The organism is Methanobacterium subterraneum (assembly GCF_002813695.1).
GTDB classification, from domain to species: Archaea; Methanobacteriota; Methanobacteria; order Methanobacteriales; family Methanobacteriaceae; genus Methanobacterium; species Methanobacterium subterraneum.
The window spans coordinates 867458-886623 of record NZ_CP017768.1 but is presented as its reverse complement, the minus strand read 5'-3'; the positions used below and the strand labels follow the sequence as shown (position 1 = coordinate 886623).

The window sequence follows — 19166 nt, the reverse complement described above, 5'->3', positions numbered from 1 at the left end:
TAAAAAAATATAAGGTTAATAAAAACCCATTTCCGGTGCCACTTAATGGAAAGAAAAAAAATTATCATAATTTCAGGATTCATACTAATTCTAATTATATTAACTGTAACCTATCTTTACACTTCCCCTGGAAACAACACCGGATCCCGGGATGGAAAAATAGGGGTTGTGGTAACAGTAGGACCTCAAGAGGAGTTTGTTAAACGTGTGGGTGGAGACCTAGTTAATGTAACGGTGATGGTACCACCCGGTGCAGACCCCCACACCTACGAACCACTCCCTAACCAGATGAAACAGATTCAGGAAGCCCAGATATACTTCCAGGTAGGATCAGGTGTGGAATTCGAACTCTCCTGGATGGGGAAGCTCACCAGCATGAACCCTCAATTGAAGCTAGTTAACTCTTCCACCGGGATACAGCTCATTCCCAACACCGCTGAATCAGAAGAAGGCAGCGACCCCCATGTATGGGTTTCACCACGCAATGCCAAAGTCATGGTGGAAAACATTTACCAGAGCCTGGTACGGGCTGATCCGGAAAATAAGGACTATTTCACTAAAAACCGTGATGATTACTTCAAAGAATTGGATGAGCTGGATAAAAATATCACCCAAAGATTATCAGGAAAAAATAATACAAAAATAATGGTTTACCATCCTGCATGGGCCTATTTCTGCAAGGATTATAATCTACATCAGATATCCATCCAACAGGATGGAAAAGAACCAACACCACAAGCCCTAGCCAGTCTGGTGGACACAGCCCGTAGGGAAAACATTAAGGTTATATTTGTCTCCCCGGAGTTCTCCACCAGCAATGCCAAGGTTATAGCCAATGAAATTGATGGTAAAGTGGTGGTAGTAGACCCTCTTAGCAATGATTACCTTAAAAATATGCAAAAAGTTGTTGAAGCGTTTGCAGTTACTTAAAATGATAATACCATGAAAGTAAGTAAATTACTTCAGATTAGGGTTCATTAACAGATATGGGGGTAGATAGAATGGTTCTTAAAGCTGTTGAACTAGAAAATGTATCCTTAACAATCAACAAACAACCAGTTCTTAAGGATATTGATCTTACCATTGAGGTTGATGATTTTTTAGCCATAATAGGTCCCAATGGGGGTGGTAAGAGTACCCTCCTGAAAGTTATTCTGGGATTGCTAAAACCAGATCAGGGCCGAGTTAAGGTATTCGGAAACAAACCTGGAAACCCCCATAATCCAGTGGGCTACCTCCCTCAACATGTATCATTCGACCCAGATTTTCCCATAAATGTCTTCGACACCACATTATCTGGAAGATACCATGGAATCTTCAAGGGTTTTACTGATGAAGACCGGAACCTGGTTTTAGAAGCCCTGGAAGAAGTGGGAATGTTAAAATACCAGGATCGTCAGATGAGCCAGCTTTCCGGTGGCCAGATCCAGCGGGTTTTCATTGCCCGGGCCCTGGTTCGGGAACCTAAATTACTCTTACTGGATGAACCCATGGCCAGCATAGACCCGGAAATGCAGAATTCATTCTATAAGCTATTATCTCAACTAAAGAGTAGGATGGCCATAGTATTGATTAGCCACGATGTGGGGGCAGTTTCCACCCAAGTGGAAAACATTGCCTGTTTGAACCAGAAATTGTACTACCACGGGCCAGTGGAAGACTCAGAGGAAGGTCTCCAAGCAGTGTATAAATGTCCAATTGGGTATATAAGTCATGGGATACCCCACAGGATATTGAAAAAACATTAAATCGCCATTTAAAAAAAAATTCAATGAGTATTAGTATCCATTCGTAACACTAGAATAATTTATCCGATCTCTCAAAGATTTATGTTAAATCTCATAAAAATGATTTGTTTACGTTATCCAATCTGATTATTGATACCGGACCTTAGGAGATGATAAAAGTGACTGGAATTCTCCAATACACTTTCATGCAGAATGCCTTCCTGGCCGCTGTTCTGGTTAGTGTGGCCTGTGGGTTGGTGGGGACCTACGTGGTTGTCAAACGCATAGTCTTCATCAGTGGTGGGATATCCCACGCAGCCTTTGGGGGAATAGGGCTGGGATACTTCCTGGGTGTTAACCCCATACTGGCTGCAATACCTTTCAGCATAGCATCGGCCCTCCTCATGGGGTTAACCAGTAAAAAGGTTAAAGTTAGCGAAGATACTGCCATCGGGATCCTCTGGAGTCTGGGAATGGCCATAGGTATCATTTTCATAAACCTGACCCCTGGGTATGTTCCTGATCTCATGAGTTATCTCTTTGGAAGCATACTCACCGTACCCACCAGTGATCTGGTGATCATGTTCATCCTGGATATTATAATCATAACCCTGGTCTATCTACTTCGAAGAGAATTCCAGGGAATATCCTTTGATGAGGAGTTCAGCCAGGTCATGGGAATGCACACCACTGCAATTTACCTCATCCTGTTATCTCTGGTGGCTCTTTCAGTGGTGGTGATGATTAAGGTGGTGGGTGTGATCCTGGTTATTGCCCTTTTAACCATCCCCGCAGCCATTACCAAACAGTACACCTACCATCTGGGGCGGATGATGATCATATCAGTTATACTGGGAATGATACTCACCACGGGTGGGCTTTACATATCCTATCTCTTCAACCTTGCTTCGGGGGCAACCATCGTCCTGGTTCTGGGATTGGGATTCTTTGTTTCATCAATAATCCAAAAATTAATGGATTAATGGATACAAAGTATCAGAAATTACAGGTTCAGTGAAACGAATTTTTCTGATACTTCTAAAAATCAATGAAATTTCAGTACAAGAAAAAAAGAAATAATAAAAGATGCCATAAATATTTTCATGAAACCATCTAAGTCTGTGAAGATACTGATTTTACTGTTAATTCTACTATCCACTATGGGGATTTCATCAGCCGATGTTATCAATCCTGGGGAAAAGAACGTACCCTTTAGTTATCAAATATCCAACATCCAGGATTATCCTGATTACGTGTTTATATTACATGGAACACCTAATCCCTCTATAGAAGTTTTAAACTCATCAGAATTTAGTTTCTATAAGTTAAGTACCTGTTCCATCTACGCTGTTCCCAGAAATGTGTACAATGAGGTGCAGATTGATCAGATGGATGAAACCCAGATGAGCGAATTCCTCAAAAACGACAGTAGGGTGGCCCGTTCCAGCCTCAAACTGGAAGGCACATATGGCAATGTAAATGAGGCAAATCCACTGGAAACAGCTCTCATAATCCTCAATATTAAGTCCATCCAGGGAAACAACCTGGACATCCAGAAGGAGAAGATCATCTACGGCTATAATAACGGTCTTAAGGTTGAAAAACCTTTCCAGAGTCAGAACCAGACTCCTGAACCAACATCCCCTGGGCCTTCATGGGATTATTACATTTATTTCATTGTATTGCCCATTATAGCACTGGGAATTATAGTTTTCATCATCATCAGACGGAAAACAAGTTAATATTATATTCTAAAAAATGTACAGTCTCATTATTGCCTGGATATTAACCATATTTATTGAATTTATCGTTATCTGGGGTTTCAAGAAAAAATACCCTTTTAAACTCTTGTTTTACTCTTTTATTGTGAATTCAATCACTTTGCCCTTAGCATCCTACACCTATTTCTACATCTACTCTAATCTGATTATGTTGGAGGTTCTGGTGATCATTATTGAGGGATTATTCCTTAAATATTTACTAAATATTGATTATAAAATGGCCATGCTCCTATCTTTAGTGGCTAACCTCTCCACATTTCTGGTGGGAGTCATCTGGGGATATCTTTAGTATTAATAAAAAAAAATGGTATGATTAAGTTATGAATTCATGTTCATATGCCCTAATTATGATTGTATGCTTTATTGAATTATAAAGTTTTATATTTGTTTAATTATGAATTATTCTCCAACTTATGCCTAAAAAAGAATATATAAAAAAATATTTATGATGAGAAATAGGAGTCAAAACCATATTTTTCCATTTTTAACTGTCTTACAAGTATTTAGATTTATACTAATCAGGGTTTTTTAATTGATTTCACTCCATCAGTGGTGGCCACCAGGACCTTATTAGCAACATCAGTGAATATACCGTTTTCAACCACACCTGGAATGTTGTTAAGGGCTGTCTCCAGTTCATGGGGGGTGGGTATCTTTTCAAACTGTACATCCACCACGAAGTTGTGATTATCAGTTATAACTGGGCCATCTTTCATCTGGGCCATTCTTAACTGTGGTACACCGCCCATAAGTTTTACTTTATCTGTAACTGGCCGGTAGGCTGATGGCATGACTTCTAGTGGCACTGGAAAGTCACCCAGTTCTTTAACTATTTTTGATTCATCCACAATGACCACGAATTTGCTGGCTGATGAGTCCACAATTTTTTCAAGGGTATGGGCTGCTCCCCCACCCTTAATCAGGTTTAAGTTGGGGTCTACTTCATCAGCACCGTCAACAGCAAGATCCGGTAGATGTTCATCCAGGGTAGTTATGGGAATGTTACATTCCTTGGCCAGGAAAAATGATTGATAGGATGTGGGTATTCCCATAATTTCAATCTCTTCAGTAAGAATTCTTTCTCCCAGGTTCTGTATGAAATAATGGGTGGTTGATCCTGTACCCAATCCCAGCACCTGACCATCTTCGACCATCATGGCTGCTTCATGGGCTACTTCCTTTTTAGCATCATCTATTAGCTGGGCAGCTTCCCAGGCAACTTCTTTTCTTGGATGCATGAATTATCTCCATTTAAACAATAATTTTACTAACTTTCAATACTTTACTATAAATATATTTGAATCATGGTTAATTCAGGTAAATTTAATATTTTAACATTACCACGGTGAGGTTCAGTCCCTTAGCACACTTATCAACTGGTTTTCCCATTTTTTTTACGATTTTACATTTATCATCCGGGTAAAGTCCCTCTGGAAAGCATAATTCACGCAAAGAACAATCTTCATCACATTCAGGGGGATTGAAAACAATGTTGGAACCTTCAAAGGCACGTTTAGAATCGATAGCTGCTTTTATCACTGCTCGGTCCACATCCACTACTTTGACTTTACCTCCATCGTGAATCATGCAGGGATGTTCGGTGATTTTAACCTCTTTAACCCGGTATATTCTACCCTCTTCCAGGGATTCAATACAGGTTGTCTTGAAGCGGCACTTCTCACACTGGCTGGCCGCCCCGTAATGCATGAATCTGATTCCTCTTTCTGCTAAGTTTTTTCCGATGAGGGTTATCATTCTTTATCCTCTCCATGGAATTGAAATTCCAGGCCCCTAAATTATATATGCTTGATATTAATTTTAGTTTTAGATATTAATATTTGGTGTATTTTATTTTGGTTCTAACATTTATCCGTCAATAACTCCTGTTTTACGTGCCAGTTTAGTGGCGGCAGCTTCAGTAAGCCCCCTATCCCCAAGGATGGTATACCTCTCCTTCCGGATATTATGGGCTTCCATAAGTGCTTTGATAATATATTCGGATTCAATTCCTAACTCTCTGGCATTTACTGGTGCTTTAATAGTTTTAAGGGTGTCCCGGATGAATTCCCAATCGCCACCATGTAAATACATCATCATAATAGTTCCCACTCCGCACTGTTCACCGTGGAGGGCTGATTCTGGTGCCATGATATCAAGGGCATGGCTGAATTTATGTTCCGCCCCACTGGCTGGTCTGCTGTTACCCGCAATACTGATGGCCATTCCACTGGATATCAGTGCCTTCACCACTATGGCTGCACTTTCAATAAGACCTTCCTTTATATCACCAGCAGATTTGATCAGCATTTCGGCAGTAACCAAGGATAAAGCCGATGCAGAATCACTGTAATCTTCATTCAATAATCGATGGGCTAATTTCCAGTCCAGGACAGCGGTGTAGTTGGAGATTATATCTCCACATCCTGCAGCTAACAGTCGGAATGGTGCCTGGCTAATGATCTGGGTATCGGCAATAACTCCCATGGGTGGTTCGGCCTCCAGGGAAACACTTCCACCCTGGTCTTTGATTGAAGCACGGGGTGATGAGATACCATCATGGGAAGCTGCAGTGGGGATGCTCACTGAGTGAACTTCCAGCTGGGTGGCTGCCATTTTTGCAACGTCAATTACTTTACCTCCACCAACACCCAGGACCGCATTCATATTTCCCATATGATCCTGAACTTCATGAACTGCATCCATGGATGGTTTATTTATGATTATGGTCTCCACACCAAAATCATGATCCTGCAGACTCTCAATAACCTTTTCTCCCGCTATTTTCATTGTCCTGGGGCCGCTGGCTACCAGTACCCTGCCTTTAAGTTTTAAATCCCTGCAAATGGATCCAGTTTCATTGATAACTCCGGGGCCACTGTGGATCTCCCGTGGTAATTTCACCCGATTAAAATCCATGTATATCTCCTTTTTTTAATAAGTACGCCTAGCATTGTTTGTTAAATAAATCAAATTCTATAATGATCTTTAGGCTAACAGATAAAATAATTTTTGATTTTATCCCAATCTTAAGATAAGGGAGATAAAGAAAATAGGGGGGCACATGATAATGTGCTGAATACTAAAGAACAGTCTCGATGGTATTTGTTAATATGTTAAGTTTCAACCATTATCCCTATGATTCAAAACATTTATCATTACCCAATATAAACCATAACCATAACCTTAATTAAATTCTTTTGTAAATTTAATACAGATTAACGAAGAATAAAGATATCATTAAGATACAAATTAGGAATAAGAAAGAAATAAGAAGTCTCTCTTTTATATAATATAAATAAGAAGTATTAGTTTAAGAAATCCAATTATCTATATTGGGTTTTCAATCAAATTATCCATTAAAATCATGGTGAAGAAATGTCCAAATTCAGTGAATGGTTCCACAATATCCTGGAAGAAGCAGAGATAATCGACACACGTTACCCTATCAAGGGAATGCATGTATGGCAGCCCCAGGGCTTTAAAATTAGAAAACATACCCTTTCTCTTCTAAGAGAATTATTAGACGAAGATCATGATGAAGTACTCTTCCCACTCCTCATACCCGAGGATGAACTGGCTAAAGAGGCCATCCATGTGAAGGGATTTGAAGAAGAGGTGTACTGGATAACCCACGGTGGATTGACACCCCTAAATAAGAAACTGGCACTAAGACCCACCAGTGAAACAGCCATGTACCCCATGTTCCCATTATGGGTTCGCTCCCACACTGACCTACCAATGAGATTCTACCAGGTGGTTAACACCTTCCGTTATGAAACCAAACACACCCGTCCCCTCATCAGGGTCCGGGAGATAACAACCTTCAAAGAAGCACACACCATCCACACAGATTCAGAGGGTGCCCGTCAGCAGGTGGAGAGAGCTATAGAAATATACAGCAGTTTCTTCGACCAGCTGGGAATCCCCTACGTAGTCACCCGACGACCAGAATGGGATAAATTCCCTGGTGCCGATTACACCATGGCTTTCGACACCCTACTACCCGATGGTAAAACTCTCCAGATCGGCACAGTCCATAACCTGGGTCAGACCTTTGCCCGTACCTTTGATATAACCTATGAAACAGCTGAAGGCGAACATGAATACGTCTACCAGACCTGTTATGGATTATCCGACCGGGTGATAGCATCCATCATCGGGATCCACGGAGATTCATCTGGACTGAAACTACCACCTATTGTGGCACCTTACCAGGTGGTTATAATACCTGTACTCTTCAAGAAAACTGCCCAGGAAGTACTGGACTTCTGCAAACAGCTCCAGAATAAAATTAAAAAAGCAGGCCTCAGGGTTCACCTGGATGACCGCGACCTCCGGGCTGGTAAGAAGTACTATGAATGGGAAATGAGGGGAGTACCACTCCGGCTGGAAATAGGTCCCCGAGATATTGAGAATAAGAAAATGGTCACACTTCGCAGAGATACCATGGAAAAGGAAATCGTGGATTATCGGGAAGACGCGCTAATCAATGATTTGAACATGATCTTAGATGACATAGCTCGAAACCTTAAAGAAAAGGCCTGGGAGAATTTCCAGGAAAACATACACCCTGCCAAGACACTGGAAGATGCTAAAAACATCATCACCAATGAAAAAGGAATAGTATCTTTCTCATGGTGTGGGGATGAGGCATGTGGTATCGAAATTGAAGAATACGTGACAGTTGACATACTGGGCGTCAATGAAGAAGCAACTGAAGGTAAATGTATAAACTGTGGAAAAAATGCCCAGCATGTGGCCCTTCTGGCTAAAACCTACTAATAGGGTTATCATTATAATTGTAATTATTTCAACTGAAACTGGTTAAAATGAAAAAAATATTAATTTAACATAGTTTATTGGTATGTTAAAGGGGATCAGATATGAACTTACGGTTAGTATCACTGATAATGGTAGTAGTGGTCTTTGCAGTGGGCTGCGGAGTCATGAGCTTCCTTTCTGGTGGAGGAATCACACTGGAACAGGCCTATGACAGTAAACAGGTTGAAATAACTCAAAAAACCATTGCTGGAACCATACCCCATAATGTGACCATTACTAATAATGGAAGCAAACCATTGATGGTGGATAAGGGAACCATTCTCAAAAGTAAGGAATCCCAGGATCTGGTTATCATAAATGATAAGAAGATCAGCCCCAATAATAATGACACAGTACAGGCCTACTGCATAGAACCGGACCAAAAAGCAGTTACAGGGGACACACTTATCCCCTCAGGCACGGCATCCAGCCAGGTTAAACAGATCATCGATAGTTCAAACCCATCAGATCTGCAGAATGCCACCCAATCCCAACTCCAGATATGGATTATTGTAAGTAAAGGCAACGTAGATGTTTACAGTGGTGAAGCAATGGCAGTGGTGCAAAATCAGAAAATAAAGTATTACCAGTTACAGGAAAAACTGGACACTGCTAAAAAGAATGTGATGAGCAGATTCAACCTTTCATCTGAGGGAATCCAGAATATTTCGTTCACTGTGGAGTCCAGTAACAGTGCCATCACCTGGATCAGTGATCTTCGGCAATGGTTCAAGAACAATCTGGGAATATAGGATGAATAATATTTAGAAGTTAACCACTTTAGGATTAATTACTTTAATGGCTTTGAATTACTAGGATTAGTGATTAAAATGGGCGTATGGCAGTCTATCAGAGATGTCTTTAAGGCCCTGACTAGGGCTACCTTAAACAAAAATTGATTAACATGAAAACATATGCAATAATCCCTGTTTCCAGGTTTTCTCAGGCTAAAACCAGATTATCACCTACCCTTTCACCCTTAGAAAGGGAGAACCTTCTTAAAGCCATGTTAAATGATGTTATAAGTGCCATAAGTAGTAGTGTGGATCAGGTGGTGGTTATAAGTTCAGATAGGGATGTACTTAATTTTGTTAAAGATTTAAATGTTAACTGTCTTTCTGAAGAGGGCCAAACCGATCTTAACGGAGCATTAACCCAGGCAGTGGAGTGGTGTTCAGATTACGCCAGTCAGGTGCTCATTGTGCCTTCAGATGTTCCCCTCATCCATCAGGACCAGGTGCAGGAAATGGTGGAATTATCCAGTAAATGGCCAGTGGTCATAGCCCCGGCCAAGGGTGGTGGAACCAATGCAATTCTCTGCCCTACCAAAGGAATCAGCATGAAATTCGGTGATTGGAGCTTCTTCGAACACCTGAAAGAGGCAGAAAACTTGGGGGTGCCTTGGTATATCTATGATTCATTCTACCTTTCTCTGGATGTGAACACTGCTGAAGACCTGGGAGAAATAATGATCCATGGTTTCGGAACCGAAACCCGTAAGTTTCTGAAAAGAATCGGCTTGGTAGTACAATCCAACCATGGCACCGAGCGTTTAAGGGTGGAGAGGAAATGATAGCCATGTCCATTGCCGGATTCGATCCATCTGGTGGAGCAGGAATCCTGGCTGATGTTAAAACATTCCAGGCACTGGGAGTGTACCCCACAGCAGTGATCACTGCACTCACTGCCCAGAATGTGAAACAAGTCGTCGGTGTAGAATCCATTAACCCTGATTTTGTATCTGAACAAATCGATCTCATACTGGCTCAGGAGAATATAGAGTACGCTAAGACGGGTATGCTATATTCCGGGGAAATGGTGGAGATGGTGGCCAGAAAAGTATCTGAACACCGGTTGAAACTGGTGGTGGACCCGGTGCTGGTTGCTGGTTCAGGAGGGAGTTTATCCAGGGATAAAGTGGCAGAATCCATAAAAAAATATCTTCTACCCCGGGCAATGCTAACTACCCCCAACATCCAGGAAGCAGAGGCATTAACTGGGTTGGAAATAAAAAATGAAGAAGATGCCTGTGAAGCAGCCTGCACCCTGGGAAAAATATGCCCCACTGTGGTTACCGGGGGACATCTAAAGGGGAGAGATATCTTTTATAAGAGATCCATACATTTTATTGGTGGTGAAATCCTCGAAAGCAGCAATACCCATGGATCAGGATGCACATACTCGGCAGCTGTTACTGCATACTTATCCCGAGGGAAAAAACTGGATGAATCCCTGTCCAAAGCTTCCTATTTCACTAAAAAAGCAATAGAAAACGGTGCCCATGGAACTTTGAATCAAATGTGGAAAATTAACAACCATAAAATCCATTAATCTGTACACACATATTAACCAGAGTATAATATATGAAAATTCTTAACAAATTTAACTATCCAGGGATATTTTTAACAAATTTAACCACATTTTCATAAAGTAAATTTGCCGCAAATATACAAATTAATGAAGAAATGATATAAAAAAATAATAGAGGTGTGTTTATGGTTTCCAGTGAAGAGATAAGAAAAAGGTTAGAAGCAAAAAAACGGGGTGAAACATTTTCTAAAGCGAATAAAACACCCCCTACTGACGTGTCAACGAATAAATGCCCACAATGTCAGACTCCCAACCCTCCCACAGCCAAATTCTGTGTGGGATGCGGAGCACCTCTGACCATCCAAAGTACTCAGGTTACAGAAACTAAAACCACCCCTCCAGTGGAAACAGTAACTACACCTACAACCACTCCTGCCCAGGATTATAAATTGTGTCCTTCCTGTAATCAGAACAATAAACTGGATGCCAAGTTCTGCATCATCTGTGGTCATAAATTTGAAGATGAAACTCCAATAACTCAGAATGGAACAGTTATTCCCCCAACCCAGGATACTGCTGATGAACAAGCAGCAACCATCGTGGAAACCCCTGAAGAGAAAACATCTGAAGGAAATATACCTGAAATTAAGGTTCCTGAGAAGTTTGAATCAGATGAGGTTAAATCCGCTGGAAAGGAAACTAATGATGAAGTTCAAACCATTGAAAAATCAACCCCTAGTGAAGTCACAAATGAAGAACGGACTTCTGCCCAAATTAGTGATGAAGAAGTATCACTAGATGAAGACCCGGTGCTGAAAATTAAAAAGGCCAAAGAACTACTGGATATTGGGGCCATCACTCAGGAAGAATTCGACCGGATCAAAAACAAATACCTAGAAATGATATGATATTTTTTAATTCAATTATTTTTTCAGATTGGATTTTGATCTTAAAAAAAAACTACAACATGTATTTTTTCATGGATTAAATGGGGAGTAAATGAGTTTCCTCCCACATTAACCCATTTTTTCTACATTATATATTTCGATTATTTATCAGAATTAAAATCTTTAATAGAGAGATAGAAATGTCAAACAATACCGGTTTATACCCATCTAATGGTCACCGAATCCAGGGAAGATCAAGTGAATCTTTTATTGATGCCAGAGATATAATCTCAAGATTAGATCTTGATGGAAATGAAGTATTTATGGATGCAGGTTGTGGTGATGGTCATGTTGCCATGGAAGCTCATGAGATTATGGATGATGAAGCAACAATCTATGCTCTTGATATCTATGAACCATCCATAACAGATCTAAAAAAAGATATAAAAGAAAAGGGAATAACTAACGTAATTCCAGTTCAATCAGATATAGCGGGATTTATAGTCCTTGGAGATGATACAGTAGACATTTGTCTTTTGATCAATGTTTTTCATGGATTTATAGCCCGAAAAAATACTGATGAAGCTATCACCGAACTTAAAAGAGTTATCAAGCCCGATGGAAAAATAGCAGTTATGGATTATAAAAAAATGGACACTGGATACGGTCCTCCTTTTAAATTCAAAATTGCTCCGGATGATTTGGAAAAAATGTTCATTGAGCACGGGTTTGAAATGGTTCAACTGGATAATGAAGTAGGGGAAGACCTTGAAGTTGGATGTAAATCCCATTATCTTGCAATATTTGAAAAGAGTAAATAAAACTAATAAATTCAACAAAAAAAAGGTGTTAGTTGTTAACTTCCTAAAGGAGGTTAACATCATCTGCCTTTAATATACTAATCCCGCCTTTTTCCAATGTTTTAATACCCGCATCCAAGTCTTCAGTGCGAATCACCACAATTGCTTTGTCGGTTTTTTTCTCCACAAAGGCGTAGAGGTACTCCACATTGATATCGGCCTTGTTTAGAACACCTAGGAGTACATCCAACCCTCCGGGCTGATCCATAACTTCCACGGCAATGACATCGTTAACCTTTACCACGAAGTTGTTCTTCTCCAGTATCTCCTTTGCCACATCTGGATCAGGAACTATCATACGGAGTATGCCAAATTCAGATGTGTCAGCTATTGAAAGAGCCCTAATATTAACCCCTGCATTTGAAAGCACATTCATTGCCTTCCAAAGTCTTCCTTTCCTGTTTTCAAGAAATACAGATATTTGTTTTAACTTCATATTACTCATCCCCTTATTTATAATCCATTTTCAATCCAACTTAACTTATTGAATCTGAATAACCAACTAACTCAATTCTCGATTGTCAATAACCCTGACTGCTTTTCCCTCACTCCTGGGGAGGCTGCGTGGTTCCACCAGTGATACATTCACCCTTAAACCTATCTCATCGTGTATATGTTTTTCAATGGATCTTTTAACCTCTTCCACGTGTTTAACCTCATCAGAAAATAGTGCAGGGGAGGTTTCAACCTGTACTTCCAGTTCATCCAGGTGCTGGGGTCGGCTGGCAATGATCTGGTAGTGGGGTTCCATTCCAGGTATTTTAAGCAGTGCCCGCTCTATCTGGGATGGGAATACAATCACACCCCGTATCTTGAGCATGTCATCTGATCTTCCCGTTATCCGCTCCATCTTTACATGGGTTCTTCCACAGCCACATTCACCACTGCGCAGGGCAGTTATATCTCGGGTACGGAAACGGAGAACGGGCATACCTTCACGGGTAAGGGTGGTCAGTACCAGTTCTCCCTTCTCACCTTCAGGTAGTGTTTCCAGTGTCTGGGGGTCCACGACCTCAGGGTAGAAATGATCATCAAAAATATGCAGTCCATTTTTTTCCATACACTCCTGGGCCACTCCCGGTCCAATGATCTCGGTGAGTCCGTAGATATTCAGTGCTGAAACATTAAGGCGTCTTTCAATCTCTGCCCGCATCTCTTCAGTCCACATCTCTGCACCGAAAACTCCTGCCTTGAGTTTGATGTCTTCTTTAGGGATCTCTTCCCTCTCCAGTACCTCTGCCAGGTACATGGCGTAACTGGGGGTGCATGTGATGATGGTACTTTTAAAGTCCTGGATCACTTCAATCTGACGTTGGGTGTTCCCGGCGCTGATGGGTATCACAGTGCAGCCTATTTTCTGACCACCATAGTGTACTCCCAATCCTCCGGTGAACAAACCATAACCATAACAGTTTTGAACTATATCTTTCTTGGTGGCGTGAGCCATGGACAATGCCCTGGCAACCACTTCGCCCCATATTTCAAGATCTTTTTCGGTGTATCCTGATACTGTTGGTTTACCAGTGGTTCCAGAGGTGGTGTGGATTTCCACAATGTCATCGGTGCTGACTGCGAACATTCCGAATGGATAGGCATCTCTCAAGTCGCTTTTAGTTGTAAATGGTATTTTTTCTAGGTCCTTAAGAGTTTGAATATCTTCAGGGCTTACTCCTGCTTCATCCAGCCGCTGGCGGTAATAGGGCACGTTTTCATAGGCCCTTTTAACAACAACTTGCAATCGTTTAAGCTGTAACTCTTCCTTTTCCTTGACTGACATGCACTCAGCCTTCTCATTGTAGATCATCTATACACCTCGATAGAAAATAAATGGATAGAATGTGAATAATTTCTTTTGGCATCATTCTAGTTTAGAGTCAATAAAATTTAAGTGTTAATTATAATTGACTATCATTAAAACATAATTCTAAATTAACATCAACTGGACAATCCATATTATATAAACCATTATAATAGAAATGGTATTTATCTATTGCGAGTTTGTCTGTGGTGAACAAGGAAATGTGTTCATGGTAAAATATTGAACATAAAACGCATCTCGAATTCAAAACATCTTAAATTTAAATATATATTCAAAGAGTTAATATAATTCGTCCTAATTTTTAAATAGATATTATAATTCGCGCTAATTGTGAATAGATAAGCTAAATTATCCTAATTTTTAATTTTATTAAAAAACTATCCTTGTATTAAAGAGTAAATGATTTGAAGAAAAGTTGATTCAAAATAATATAGCCAATAAAAATAAAAAAGGGATGATTAGGCTCTACTTCATAGATTCCAGCCAATCATCGAAATTATCCTGGAACTCTTCCAGTTTCATGTCCAGTATGCGGCGGTTGTCCACCAGGTTCAATCCACTGGCCAGGAGTTCAACCTCAATACGTCGATTCACTTCTTCCCAGTTTACAATGTTCCAGAATGCCTCCACATAATCTGGTCGGACATTATTGTAGTCCAGGTAGTAGGCGTGTTCCCATACATCTAGAACCATCAGGATACGGAAGTGGGGAATCACATTCACGTTATGTTTTTCAATCTGGGTGATAAACAACCGGTCAGTGGCCCGGCATATGGTCAGGGCGGCCCATCCTGATCCTTCGGTGCTAATGGCTGCCTGGGAAAATTCCTGTTTAAACCTTTCAAAGGATCCAAAGTCTTTCTCAATGTATTTGGCAATGGTTCCAATGGGTTCCCCACCTCCTTTAGGAGCTGGTGCCATGTTTTCCCAGAATAGTTTGTGCAGTACGAATCCACCCACATTGAAGGAGAGTTCCTTGGCCACTGCTTTTACATCAAATTCCAGACCAGGACGGCTGTCAAATTTGGCTAAAATTGCGTTAGCACCATCCACATATGCCTGGTGATGTTTGTCATGGTGTATCTGGAGTTGTTCCTCTGATATGTGGGGAGCCAGATCGCCATATCCATAAGGAAGTGAGGGAAGTTCATATTTCTTTTTTGCCATTTTATATCACCTTTAAATCTATTTATGTCCGAAACCTCTTCTACTTACCATTTGTAGTAGTTACGGTAGCACAACCACCAGTCGAAACATTTATATTCTCCTGGACGTTTAAGTGCAGTTTCAATGTCGGCTGCTGGGGGAATGATCAATCCTTTGCCAATGATTTCATTGCAGGGCCAGTTGGCAGGTATGGCCACACCCTTCTCTTCAGCAGTTTGGAATGCTTCCACCATTCTAAGAATCTCATCCATGTTCCTTCCCAATTCCTGAGGATAGTAGAGCATAGCCCGAATGATTCCCTCTGGATCAACGATGAACACCGCTCTTACCGTGTTAGTGCCCTTGTTAGGGTGGATTAATCCCAGAGTATCTGCCACTTTACCGGTGTCAGCGATTATAGGGAATTCAATGTCCACATCGAAGTTTTCAGCAATCCACTGAACCCATTTCAGGTGTGAGAAAACCTGGTCCACGGAAAGTCCAATGAGTTCGCAGTTCAAGTCCCGGAATAGATCGTAGCGGAGCTGGAAAGAGACGAATTCAGTGGTACACACTGGTGTGAAATCTCCAGGATGACTGAAGAGTATGAACCATTTCCCCTTAAATGCTTTGGGCAGTTTCATCATTCCGTGGGTGGTTTGAACTTCCATTTTAGGGAATTTATCCCCAATAAGTGGCATTCCTTTCCCTTTTTTCTTAATTTTTCTTAGTTCGTAAACTTTTTCTCCCATAGTTTACCCCCATAAAGTAAATTATACAGTCTTATTTTTATCCAATTTTTTATTTATTATTTATTATTTAACTCTCCAAAACACTAAATGTGAATTTAGGAGGAAATTGACAATATATCCTGAAAATCCCAAAAATGTAAGAAAATAAAAAATAACTTAAATTATTCATTAGCAGTTGGGGGATGGAATACCCTCTGAGCTAATTCCTGGTCTAGCATGTAAAGTCCGCTGCCAGATTTACCGGCTAATTTAACTTTTTGCAGGACTCCGCTGGAGGATTCTTCCTCTTCAACCTGTTCAGCCACAAACCATTGTAGGAAATTGTTGGTGGCATGGTCAGAGAGTTCCAGGGCCAGGTTCACCAGTCCGTTAATCAGGCCGGTGACCATTTGCTCGTGCTGGTAAACGTGTTCAAAGGCAGCCACTGGGGAATCCCATTCACTTTGAGGTTCTTCAATCTCAGCCATCAATACCCGGCTACCCCTCTGCACCAAGTAATCGTAGAACTTCATGGCATGGCTTAACTCCTCCTGGGCCTGGATCCTCATCCAGTTACCAAAGCCCGGCAGATCTTCATCCTCAAAATAGGCCCCCATGGCCAGATATAGATAACCAGAGTAGAGTTCCCGGTTCAACTGATAATTCAGGGCCTCTTTCATCTTTTCATCTAACATATCTTTTCACATCCCTCTCTTTTAAAAAATTAATTAATATATGTAATTAATCAACTGGTTCGAACATGTCTTTATCCGCACCGCACATAGGACAGACCCAATCATCGGGCAAGTCTTCAAAAGCAGTTCCGGGCTCGATTCCTGACATTTCATCTCCTTCTTCAGGGTTATAGATGTATCCACATGGTTTACACAAGTATTTTTGCATTTTATTACACCTCTTTGGTTTAACTATTCATGATAAATTCATGAAATTACATTTTTTTTGAAAAGCCCATGGAAAATTTTTAGCAATGAATTTTTTAAGGATCTAAAACCCGCTATAAGGTTTAAATCTAGTTTAATACAGGATTTTTTTAACCAGGATCATTGGATTGTTTATTCAACCCTAACGAATATCTTTTTTTTGCACCACAGGATGGACAAACCCAATTTTCAGGTAAGTCTTCCAATAGTGTTCCTGGGGATATTTTCCTTTTGGGGTCTTCATTTTCAGGATCATATATGTAACCACAGAGTCTGCATTTTCATTTTTCCATAGTTTAACCTTTTCCTTAAATACGGGTTTGTGGGTTGAGGATCAGTGGATAATTAAAAAAATAAACACTTGTTGGATTAAATTGCTATGAAGCGGAATTTACCAGCACCACATTTAGGGCAGGTCCAATCATCGGGCAGATCCTCAAAGGCTGTTCCAGGAGGAGTTCCGGTTCTCGGTTCTCCTACTTCAGGATCGTAGATATAATTACAGACCTTACACTTGTATCTTTTCATAGTATTCCCCCAATTCCTGGTGTTTACTATCATATAGTTACAAAACGGTGTTTGTTAGCTCCGCAGTGAGGGCAGAACCAGTCATCAGGTAAGTCTTCAAATTCAGTTCCAGGGGCTGTCTTATTCCGTGGCTCACCAGATTCAGTGTCGTAGATATAACCACAAACTTTGCATTTGTATCTGCTCATTCAACCACCTACACTAATACCATTTTTCAACGAATCTTAGTATCTATCTAATGGAAATTCCCTTGATCTAAATTCAATTATCTATTAAGTATTATGCACCTCTCAGGTTAATAATCATATTGGTAAGACTATGAATGTTCATTCAGTAAGTTTCCATTTCACTTTTTAACCTTTTCAACTGTTTCAATATTACTTTTTTAACCTTTTTCACTCTTAATATTACTTTTCTACCTTTTCCCAGGGTTCAATATCACCAGGAATTACTTTAAAAACAGGGTTTGTTTGGATTGATCCCTTTTTATCCATCAACCTTTTTGTTGCCAAGTATGTATCATGGTCTCGTTTCTGGAGTTTCCCCTGGAGATGATGAAATTCATAGGATAGTTGCCCACTGGTAACTGGGATTTGCCTGGTGGTACAATTTACTCCAATTTTTTCCTGATTGAAATTATATCCCCTTGCACAGGCTTCATTGTAAACATGGTTTAGGTAAGTATCCAGAAAAAGAAGGGGATGATCCTGTATCTTAAAGCGATTAAGCTGAGGATGATGGGTATAACCTTTAGTCTTACCTGTTAAAACAGCACGGGCCAGTAAACCCTCTCTCCAAAGTGCCACCAAACCTTTACTATCCAAATATCCAGGATGAAGACTCCAAAGTCTCATTATTATCACCCCATTTTATTCATTTTTTCACGTAATTATTCAGGTTAATCTTTTATTAATGTCAGATTAAATTTTAGTTGGTTTTGTATTAATGCTAGTTGGAATATAGTGATGTGATGATAACAATATGTTTTAACTTGAACATTCAAAATGAAGTCCCAACTGTCTGGTTTTCGAAATACCAGGTATTGAATCCGAATAATTCCTTTAAAAAGTTCTGAAATTCTTGGATATCTTCCTCATAGAATTTCCGGGACTCATTTATAGATGGATTGTATACCTTATTATTCCATACTACGAAGGAATGACCATAGCTCCCATCATAGGAGGAGATCATTTTACCGTTTTCCATCCTGCAAACCCAACATATCTGAACATCTTCAGCTCCCCTACTAACAAGATACGTTTTTAAAGCCAGGGCACGGTCATCACAATTTCCACCCTGCTGCCAAAACACTTCTGGAGGTAGAGGTCCAGGGGTGGAGATGTAGGGCATGTTACATATCTTCTCAAAATAGGAATATGTGGCTGGATTCTGGGGGAAGGCTATTGATGTGGAAATGTAAAAACCCGTTCCCATACTTATTAAAAATAAAAATATTAGGATAATGGGCCATATCCATTTAATCCCCTTTATGGTTTTCATTATTACCCCTCCCCTATCATTGAAATCTCTCGTGACGTAAGTCATTAATCCTTAAGAAATATTATTAGATCTATATGGGATATGAAAATAGTCATAGGGCATTAATCTTAACCAG

The 19166-nt window shown here is 40.3% G+C and carries 24 protein-coding genes and 1 pseudogene; 11 read left to right on the top strand and 14 right to left on the bottom strand.

Annotated features, from left to right (window positions below):
* Positions 1-45 precede the first annotated feature (45 nt).
* The 5 genes from BK009_RS04210 (at position 46) to BK009_RS12780 (ending at position 3797) form a co-directional block, all read left to right on the top strand.
* Positions 46-930, top strand: a complete 885-nt coding sequence (locus BK009_RS04210; RefSeq protein WP_100909120.1) for a metal ABC transporter solute-binding protein, Zn/Mn family — start codon at positions 46-48, stop codon at positions 928-930.
* Between the two features lie 71 nt (positions 931-1001).
* Positions 1002-1748: a metal ABC transporter ATP-binding protein gene (locus BK009_RS04205; protein ID WP_100909119.1), complete on the top strand. Its 747-nt coding sequence runs from the start codon at positions 1002-1004 to the stop codon at positions 1746-1748.
* Positions 1749-1906: 158 nt separating this feature from the next.
* The gene (locus tag BK009_RS04200; protein WP_100907873.1) at positions 1907-2710 is read left to right on the top strand and encodes a metal ABC transporter permease; all 804 of its coding nucleotides are present in this window, start codon (positions 1907-1909) and stop codon (positions 2708-2710) included.
* A 120-nt stretch (positions 2711-2830) separates the two neighbouring features.
* The gene (locus tag BK009_RS04195) at positions 2831-3469 is read left to right on the top strand and encodes a hypothetical protein (protein ID WP_100907872.1); all 639 of its coding nucleotides are present in this window, start codon (positions 2831-2833) and stop codon (positions 3467-3469) included.
* Positions 3470-3671: 202 nt separating this feature from the next.
* On the top strand, positions 3672-3797 hold the full coding sequence (locus BK009_RS12780; protein WP_257790624.1) for a hypothetical protein: 126 nt from the start codon (positions 3672-3674) through the stop codon (positions 3795-3797).
* A 229-nt stretch (positions 3798-4026) separates the two neighbouring features.
* Here the strand turns inward: BK009_RS12780 and rpiA are convergent, their stop codons facing one another.
* The 3 genes from rpiA to BK009_RS04175 all read right to left on the bottom strand — a co-directional run bounded on the left by rpiA (position 4027) and on the right by BK009_RS04175 (position 6424).
* Positions 4027-4746, bottom strand: coding sequence for a ribose-5-phosphate isomerase RpiA (rpiA, locus tag BK009_RS04185; RefSeq protein ID WP_100909117.1), 720 nt, complete (start codon positions 4744-4746; stop codon positions 4027-4029).
* Between the two features lie 85 nt (positions 4747-4831).
* The gene (locus BK009_RS04180; protein ID WP_100909116.1) at positions 4832-5263 is read right to left on the bottom strand and encodes a UPF0179 family protein; all 432 of its coding nucleotides are present in this window, start codon (positions 5261-5263) and stop codon (positions 4832-4834) included.
* Between the two features lie 111 nt (positions 5264-5374).
* Positions 5375-6424: an NAD(P)-dependent glycerol-1-phosphate dehydrogenase gene (locus tag BK009_RS04175; RefSeq protein WP_100909115.1), complete on the bottom strand. Its 1050-nt coding sequence runs from the start codon at positions 6422-6424 to the stop codon at positions 5375-5377.
* Positions 6425-6883: 459 nt separating this feature from the next.
* Here BK009_RS04175 and proS point away from each other — a divergent pair, with 459 nt between their 5' ends.
* The 6 genes from proS (at position 6884) to BK009_RS04145 (ending at position 12347) form a co-directional block, all read left to right on the top strand.
* Positions 6884-8290 carry a proline--tRNA ligase gene (proS, locus tag BK009_RS04170; protein WP_100909114.1) on the top strand — a complete coding sequence of 469 codons (1407 nt, stop codon included), beginning with the start codon at positions 6884-6886 and terminating at the stop codon, positions 8288-8290.
* Between the two features lie 101 nt (positions 8291-8391).
* Complete coding sequence (locus BK009_RS04165; RefSeq protein ID WP_100909113.1) at positions 8392-9081, top strand: ARPP-1 family domain-containing protein; 690 nt, start codon at positions 8392-8394, stop codon at positions 9079-9081.
* A 152-nt stretch (positions 9082-9233) separates the two neighbouring features.
* The gene (gene cofC / locus BK009_RS04160) at positions 9234-9902 is read left to right on the top strand and encodes a 2-phospho-L-lactate guanylyltransferase (protein WP_100907865.1); all 669 of its coding nucleotides are present in this window, start codon (positions 9234-9236) and stop codon (positions 9900-9902) included.
* Positions 9899-10660 (top strand): bifunctional hydroxymethylpyrimidine kinase/phosphomethylpyrimidine kinase, encoded by a 762-nt coding sequence (thiD, locus tag BK009_RS04155; RefSeq protein ID WP_100909112.1) that lies wholly within the window; start codon positions 9899-9901, stop codon positions 10658-10660. The genes cofC and thiD overlap by 4 nt, the downstream gene beginning before the upstream one ends.
* A gap of 164 nt (positions 10661-10824) precedes the next feature.
* Positions 10825-11547, top strand: a complete 723-nt coding sequence (locus BK009_RS04150; RefSeq protein WP_100909111.1) for a zinc ribbon domain-containing protein — start codon at positions 10825-10827, stop codon at positions 11545-11547.
* Positions 11548-11726: 179 nt separating this feature from the next.
* Positions 11727-12347, top strand: a complete 621-nt coding sequence (locus tag BK009_RS04145) for a class I SAM-dependent methyltransferase (protein WP_100909110.1) — start codon at positions 11727-11729, stop codon at positions 12345-12347.
* Between the two features lie 43 nt (positions 12348-12390).
* Here the strand turns inward: BK009_RS04145 and BK009_RS04140 are convergent, their stop codons facing one another.
* The 11 genes and pseudogenes from BK009_RS04140 to BK009_RS04090 all read right to left on the bottom strand — a co-directional run bounded on the left by BK009_RS04140 (position 12391) and on the right by BK009_RS04090 (position 19051).
* The gene (locus BK009_RS04140; protein ID WP_100909109.1) at positions 12391-12822 is read right to left on the bottom strand and encodes an ACT domain-containing protein; all 432 of its coding nucleotides are present in this window, start codon (positions 12820-12822) and stop codon (positions 12391-12393) included.
* 66 nt (positions 12823-12888) lie between these two features.
* Positions 12889-14190, bottom strand: a complete 1302-nt coding sequence (locus BK009_RS04135) for a phenylacetate--CoA ligase family protein (RefSeq protein ID WP_100909108.1) — start codon at positions 14188-14190, stop codon at positions 12889-12891.
* A gap of 480 nt (positions 14191-14670) precedes the next feature.
* Positions 14671-15372, bottom strand: coding sequence for a superoxide dismutase (locus tag BK009_RS04130; RefSeq protein ID WP_100909107.1), 702 nt, complete (start codon positions 15370-15372; stop codon positions 14671-14673).
* Positions 15373-15416: 44 nt separating this feature from the next.
* Positions 15417-16103, bottom strand: a complete 687-nt coding sequence (locus BK009_RS04125; protein ID WP_100906175.1) for a peroxiredoxin — start codon at positions 16101-16103, stop codon at positions 15417-15419.
* A gap of 161 nt (positions 16104-16264) precedes the next feature.
* The gene (locus BK009_RS04120; protein ID WP_100909106.1) at positions 16265-16777 is read right to left on the bottom strand and encodes a ferritin; all 513 of its coding nucleotides are present in this window, start codon (positions 16775-16777) and stop codon (positions 16265-16267) included.
* A gap of 46 nt (positions 16778-16823) precedes the next feature.
* Entirely contained in the window at positions 16824-16985 is a 162-nt protein-coding gene (gene rd / locus BK009_RS04115; protein ID WP_100906177.1) for a rubredoxin, read from the bottom strand.
* Positions 16986-17133: 148 nt separating this feature from the next.
* Positions 17134-17292 (bottom strand): annotated as a pseudogene (locus BK009_RS04110) (rubredoxin); the annotation flags it as partial.
* Positions 17293-17392: 100 nt separating this feature from the next.
* Positions 17393-17551: a rubredoxin gene (locus BK009_RS04105; protein ID WP_100906178.1), complete on the bottom strand. Its 159-nt coding sequence runs from the start codon at positions 17549-17551 to the stop codon at positions 17393-17395.
* A 29-nt stretch (positions 17552-17580) separates the two neighbouring features.
* Positions 17581-17739 carry a rubredoxin gene (locus tag BK009_RS04100; protein ID WP_100907860.1) on the bottom strand — a complete coding sequence of 53 codons (159 nt, stop codon included), beginning with the start codon at positions 17737-17739 and terminating at the stop codon, positions 17581-17583.
* Positions 17740-17958: 219 nt separating this feature from the next.
* Complete coding sequence (locus BK009_RS04095) at positions 17959-18405, bottom strand: pyrimidine dimer DNA glycosylase/endonuclease V (RefSeq protein ID WP_100909105.1); 447 nt, start codon at positions 18403-18405, stop codon at positions 17959-17961.
* 145 nt (positions 18406-18550) lie between these two features.
* The gene (locus BK009_RS04090) at positions 18551-19051 is read right to left on the bottom strand and encodes a hypothetical protein (protein ID WP_100909104.1); all 501 of its coding nucleotides are present in this window, start codon (positions 19049-19051) and stop codon (positions 18551-18553) included.
* Positions 19052-19166: the final 115 nt, after the last annotated feature.

Bases quoted from the DNA above. Each gene is read 5' to 3' on its own strand.
- BK009_RS04210 (WP_100909120.1), top strand. From the start codon at position 46: ATGGAAAGAAAAAAAATTATCATAATTTCAGGATTCATACTAATTCTA.
- BK009_RS04140 (WP_100909109.1), bottom strand. From the start codon at position 12,822: ATGAAGTTAAAACAAATATCTGTATTTCTTGAAAACAGGAAAGGAAGA.
- BK009_RS04195 (WP_100907872.1), top strand. From the start codon at position 2,831: ATGAAACCATCTAAGTCTGTGAAGATACTGATTTTACTGTTAATTCTA.
- BK009_RS04205 (WP_100909119.1), top strand. From the start codon at position 1,002: ATGGTTCTTAAAGCTGTTGAACTAGAAAATGTATCCTTAACAATCAAC.
- BK009_RS04120 (WP_100909106.1), bottom strand. From the start codon at position 16,777: ATGTTAGATGAAAAGATGAAAGAGGCCCTGAATTATCAGTTGAACCGG.
- rpiA (WP_100909117.1), bottom strand. From the start codon at position 4,746: ATGCATCCAAGAAAAGAAGTTGCCTGGGAAGCTGCCCAGCTAATAGAT.
- BK009_RS04135 (WP_100909108.1), bottom strand. From the start codon at position 14,190: ATGATCTACAATGAGAAGGCTGAGTGCATGTCAGTCAAGGAAAAGGAA.
- BK009_RS04095 (WP_100909105.1), bottom strand. From the start codon at position 18,405: ATGAGACTTTGGAGTCTTCATCCTGGATATTTGGATAGTAAAGGTTTG.
- BK009_RS04130 (WP_100909107.1), bottom strand. From the start codon at position 15,372: ATGGCAAAAAAGAAATATGAACTTCCCTCACTTCCTTATGGATATGGC.
- BK009_RS04145 (WP_100909110.1), top strand. From the start codon at position 11,727: ATGTCAAACAATACCGGTTTATACCCATCTAATGGTCACCGAATCCAG.
- BK009_RS04165 (WP_100909113.1), top strand. From the start codon at position 8,392: ATGAACTTACGGTTAGTATCACTGATAATGGTAGTAGTGGTCTTTGCA.
- thiD (WP_100909112.1), top strand. From the start codon at position 9,899: ATGATAGCCATGTCCATTGCCGGATTCGATCCATCTGGTGGAGCAGGA.
- BK009_RS04100 (WP_100907860.1), bottom strand. From the start codon at position 17,739: ATGAGCAGATACAAATGCAAAGTTTGTGGTTATATCTACGACACTGAA.
- BK009_RS04105 (WP_100906178.1), bottom strand. From the start codon at position 17,551: ATGAAAAGATACAAGTGTAAGGTCTGTAATTATATCTACGATCCTGAA.
- BK009_RS04150 (WP_100909111.1), top strand. From the start codon at position 10,825: ATGGTTTCCAGTGAAGAGATAAGAAAAAGGTTAGAAGCAAAAAAACGG.
- rd (WP_100906177.1), bottom strand. From the start codon at position 16,985: ATGCAAAAATACTTGTGTAAACCATGTGGATACATCTATAACCCTGAA.
- BK009_RS04175 (WP_100909115.1), bottom strand. From the start codon at position 6,424: ATGGATTTTAATCGGGTGAAATTACCACGGGAGATCCACAGTGGCCCC.
- BK009_RS04180 (WP_100909116.1), bottom strand. From the start codon at position 5,263: ATGATAACCCTCATCGGAAAAAACTTAGCAGAAAGAGGAATCAGATTC.
- BK009_RS04125 (WP_100906175.1), bottom strand. From the start codon at position 16,103: ATGGGAGAAAAAGTTTACGAACTAAGAAAAATTAAGAAAAAAGGGAAA.
- cofC (WP_100907865.1), top strand. From the start codon at position 9,234: ATGAAAACATATGCAATAATCCCTGTTTCCAGGTTTTCTCAGGCTAAA.
- proS (WP_100909114.1), top strand. From the start codon at position 6,884: ATGTCCAAATTCAGTGAATGGTTCCACAATATCCTGGAAGAAGCAGAG.
- BK009_RS04090 (WP_100909104.1), bottom strand. From the start codon at position 19,051: ATGAAAACCATAAAGGGGATTAAATGGATATGGCCCATTATCCTAATA.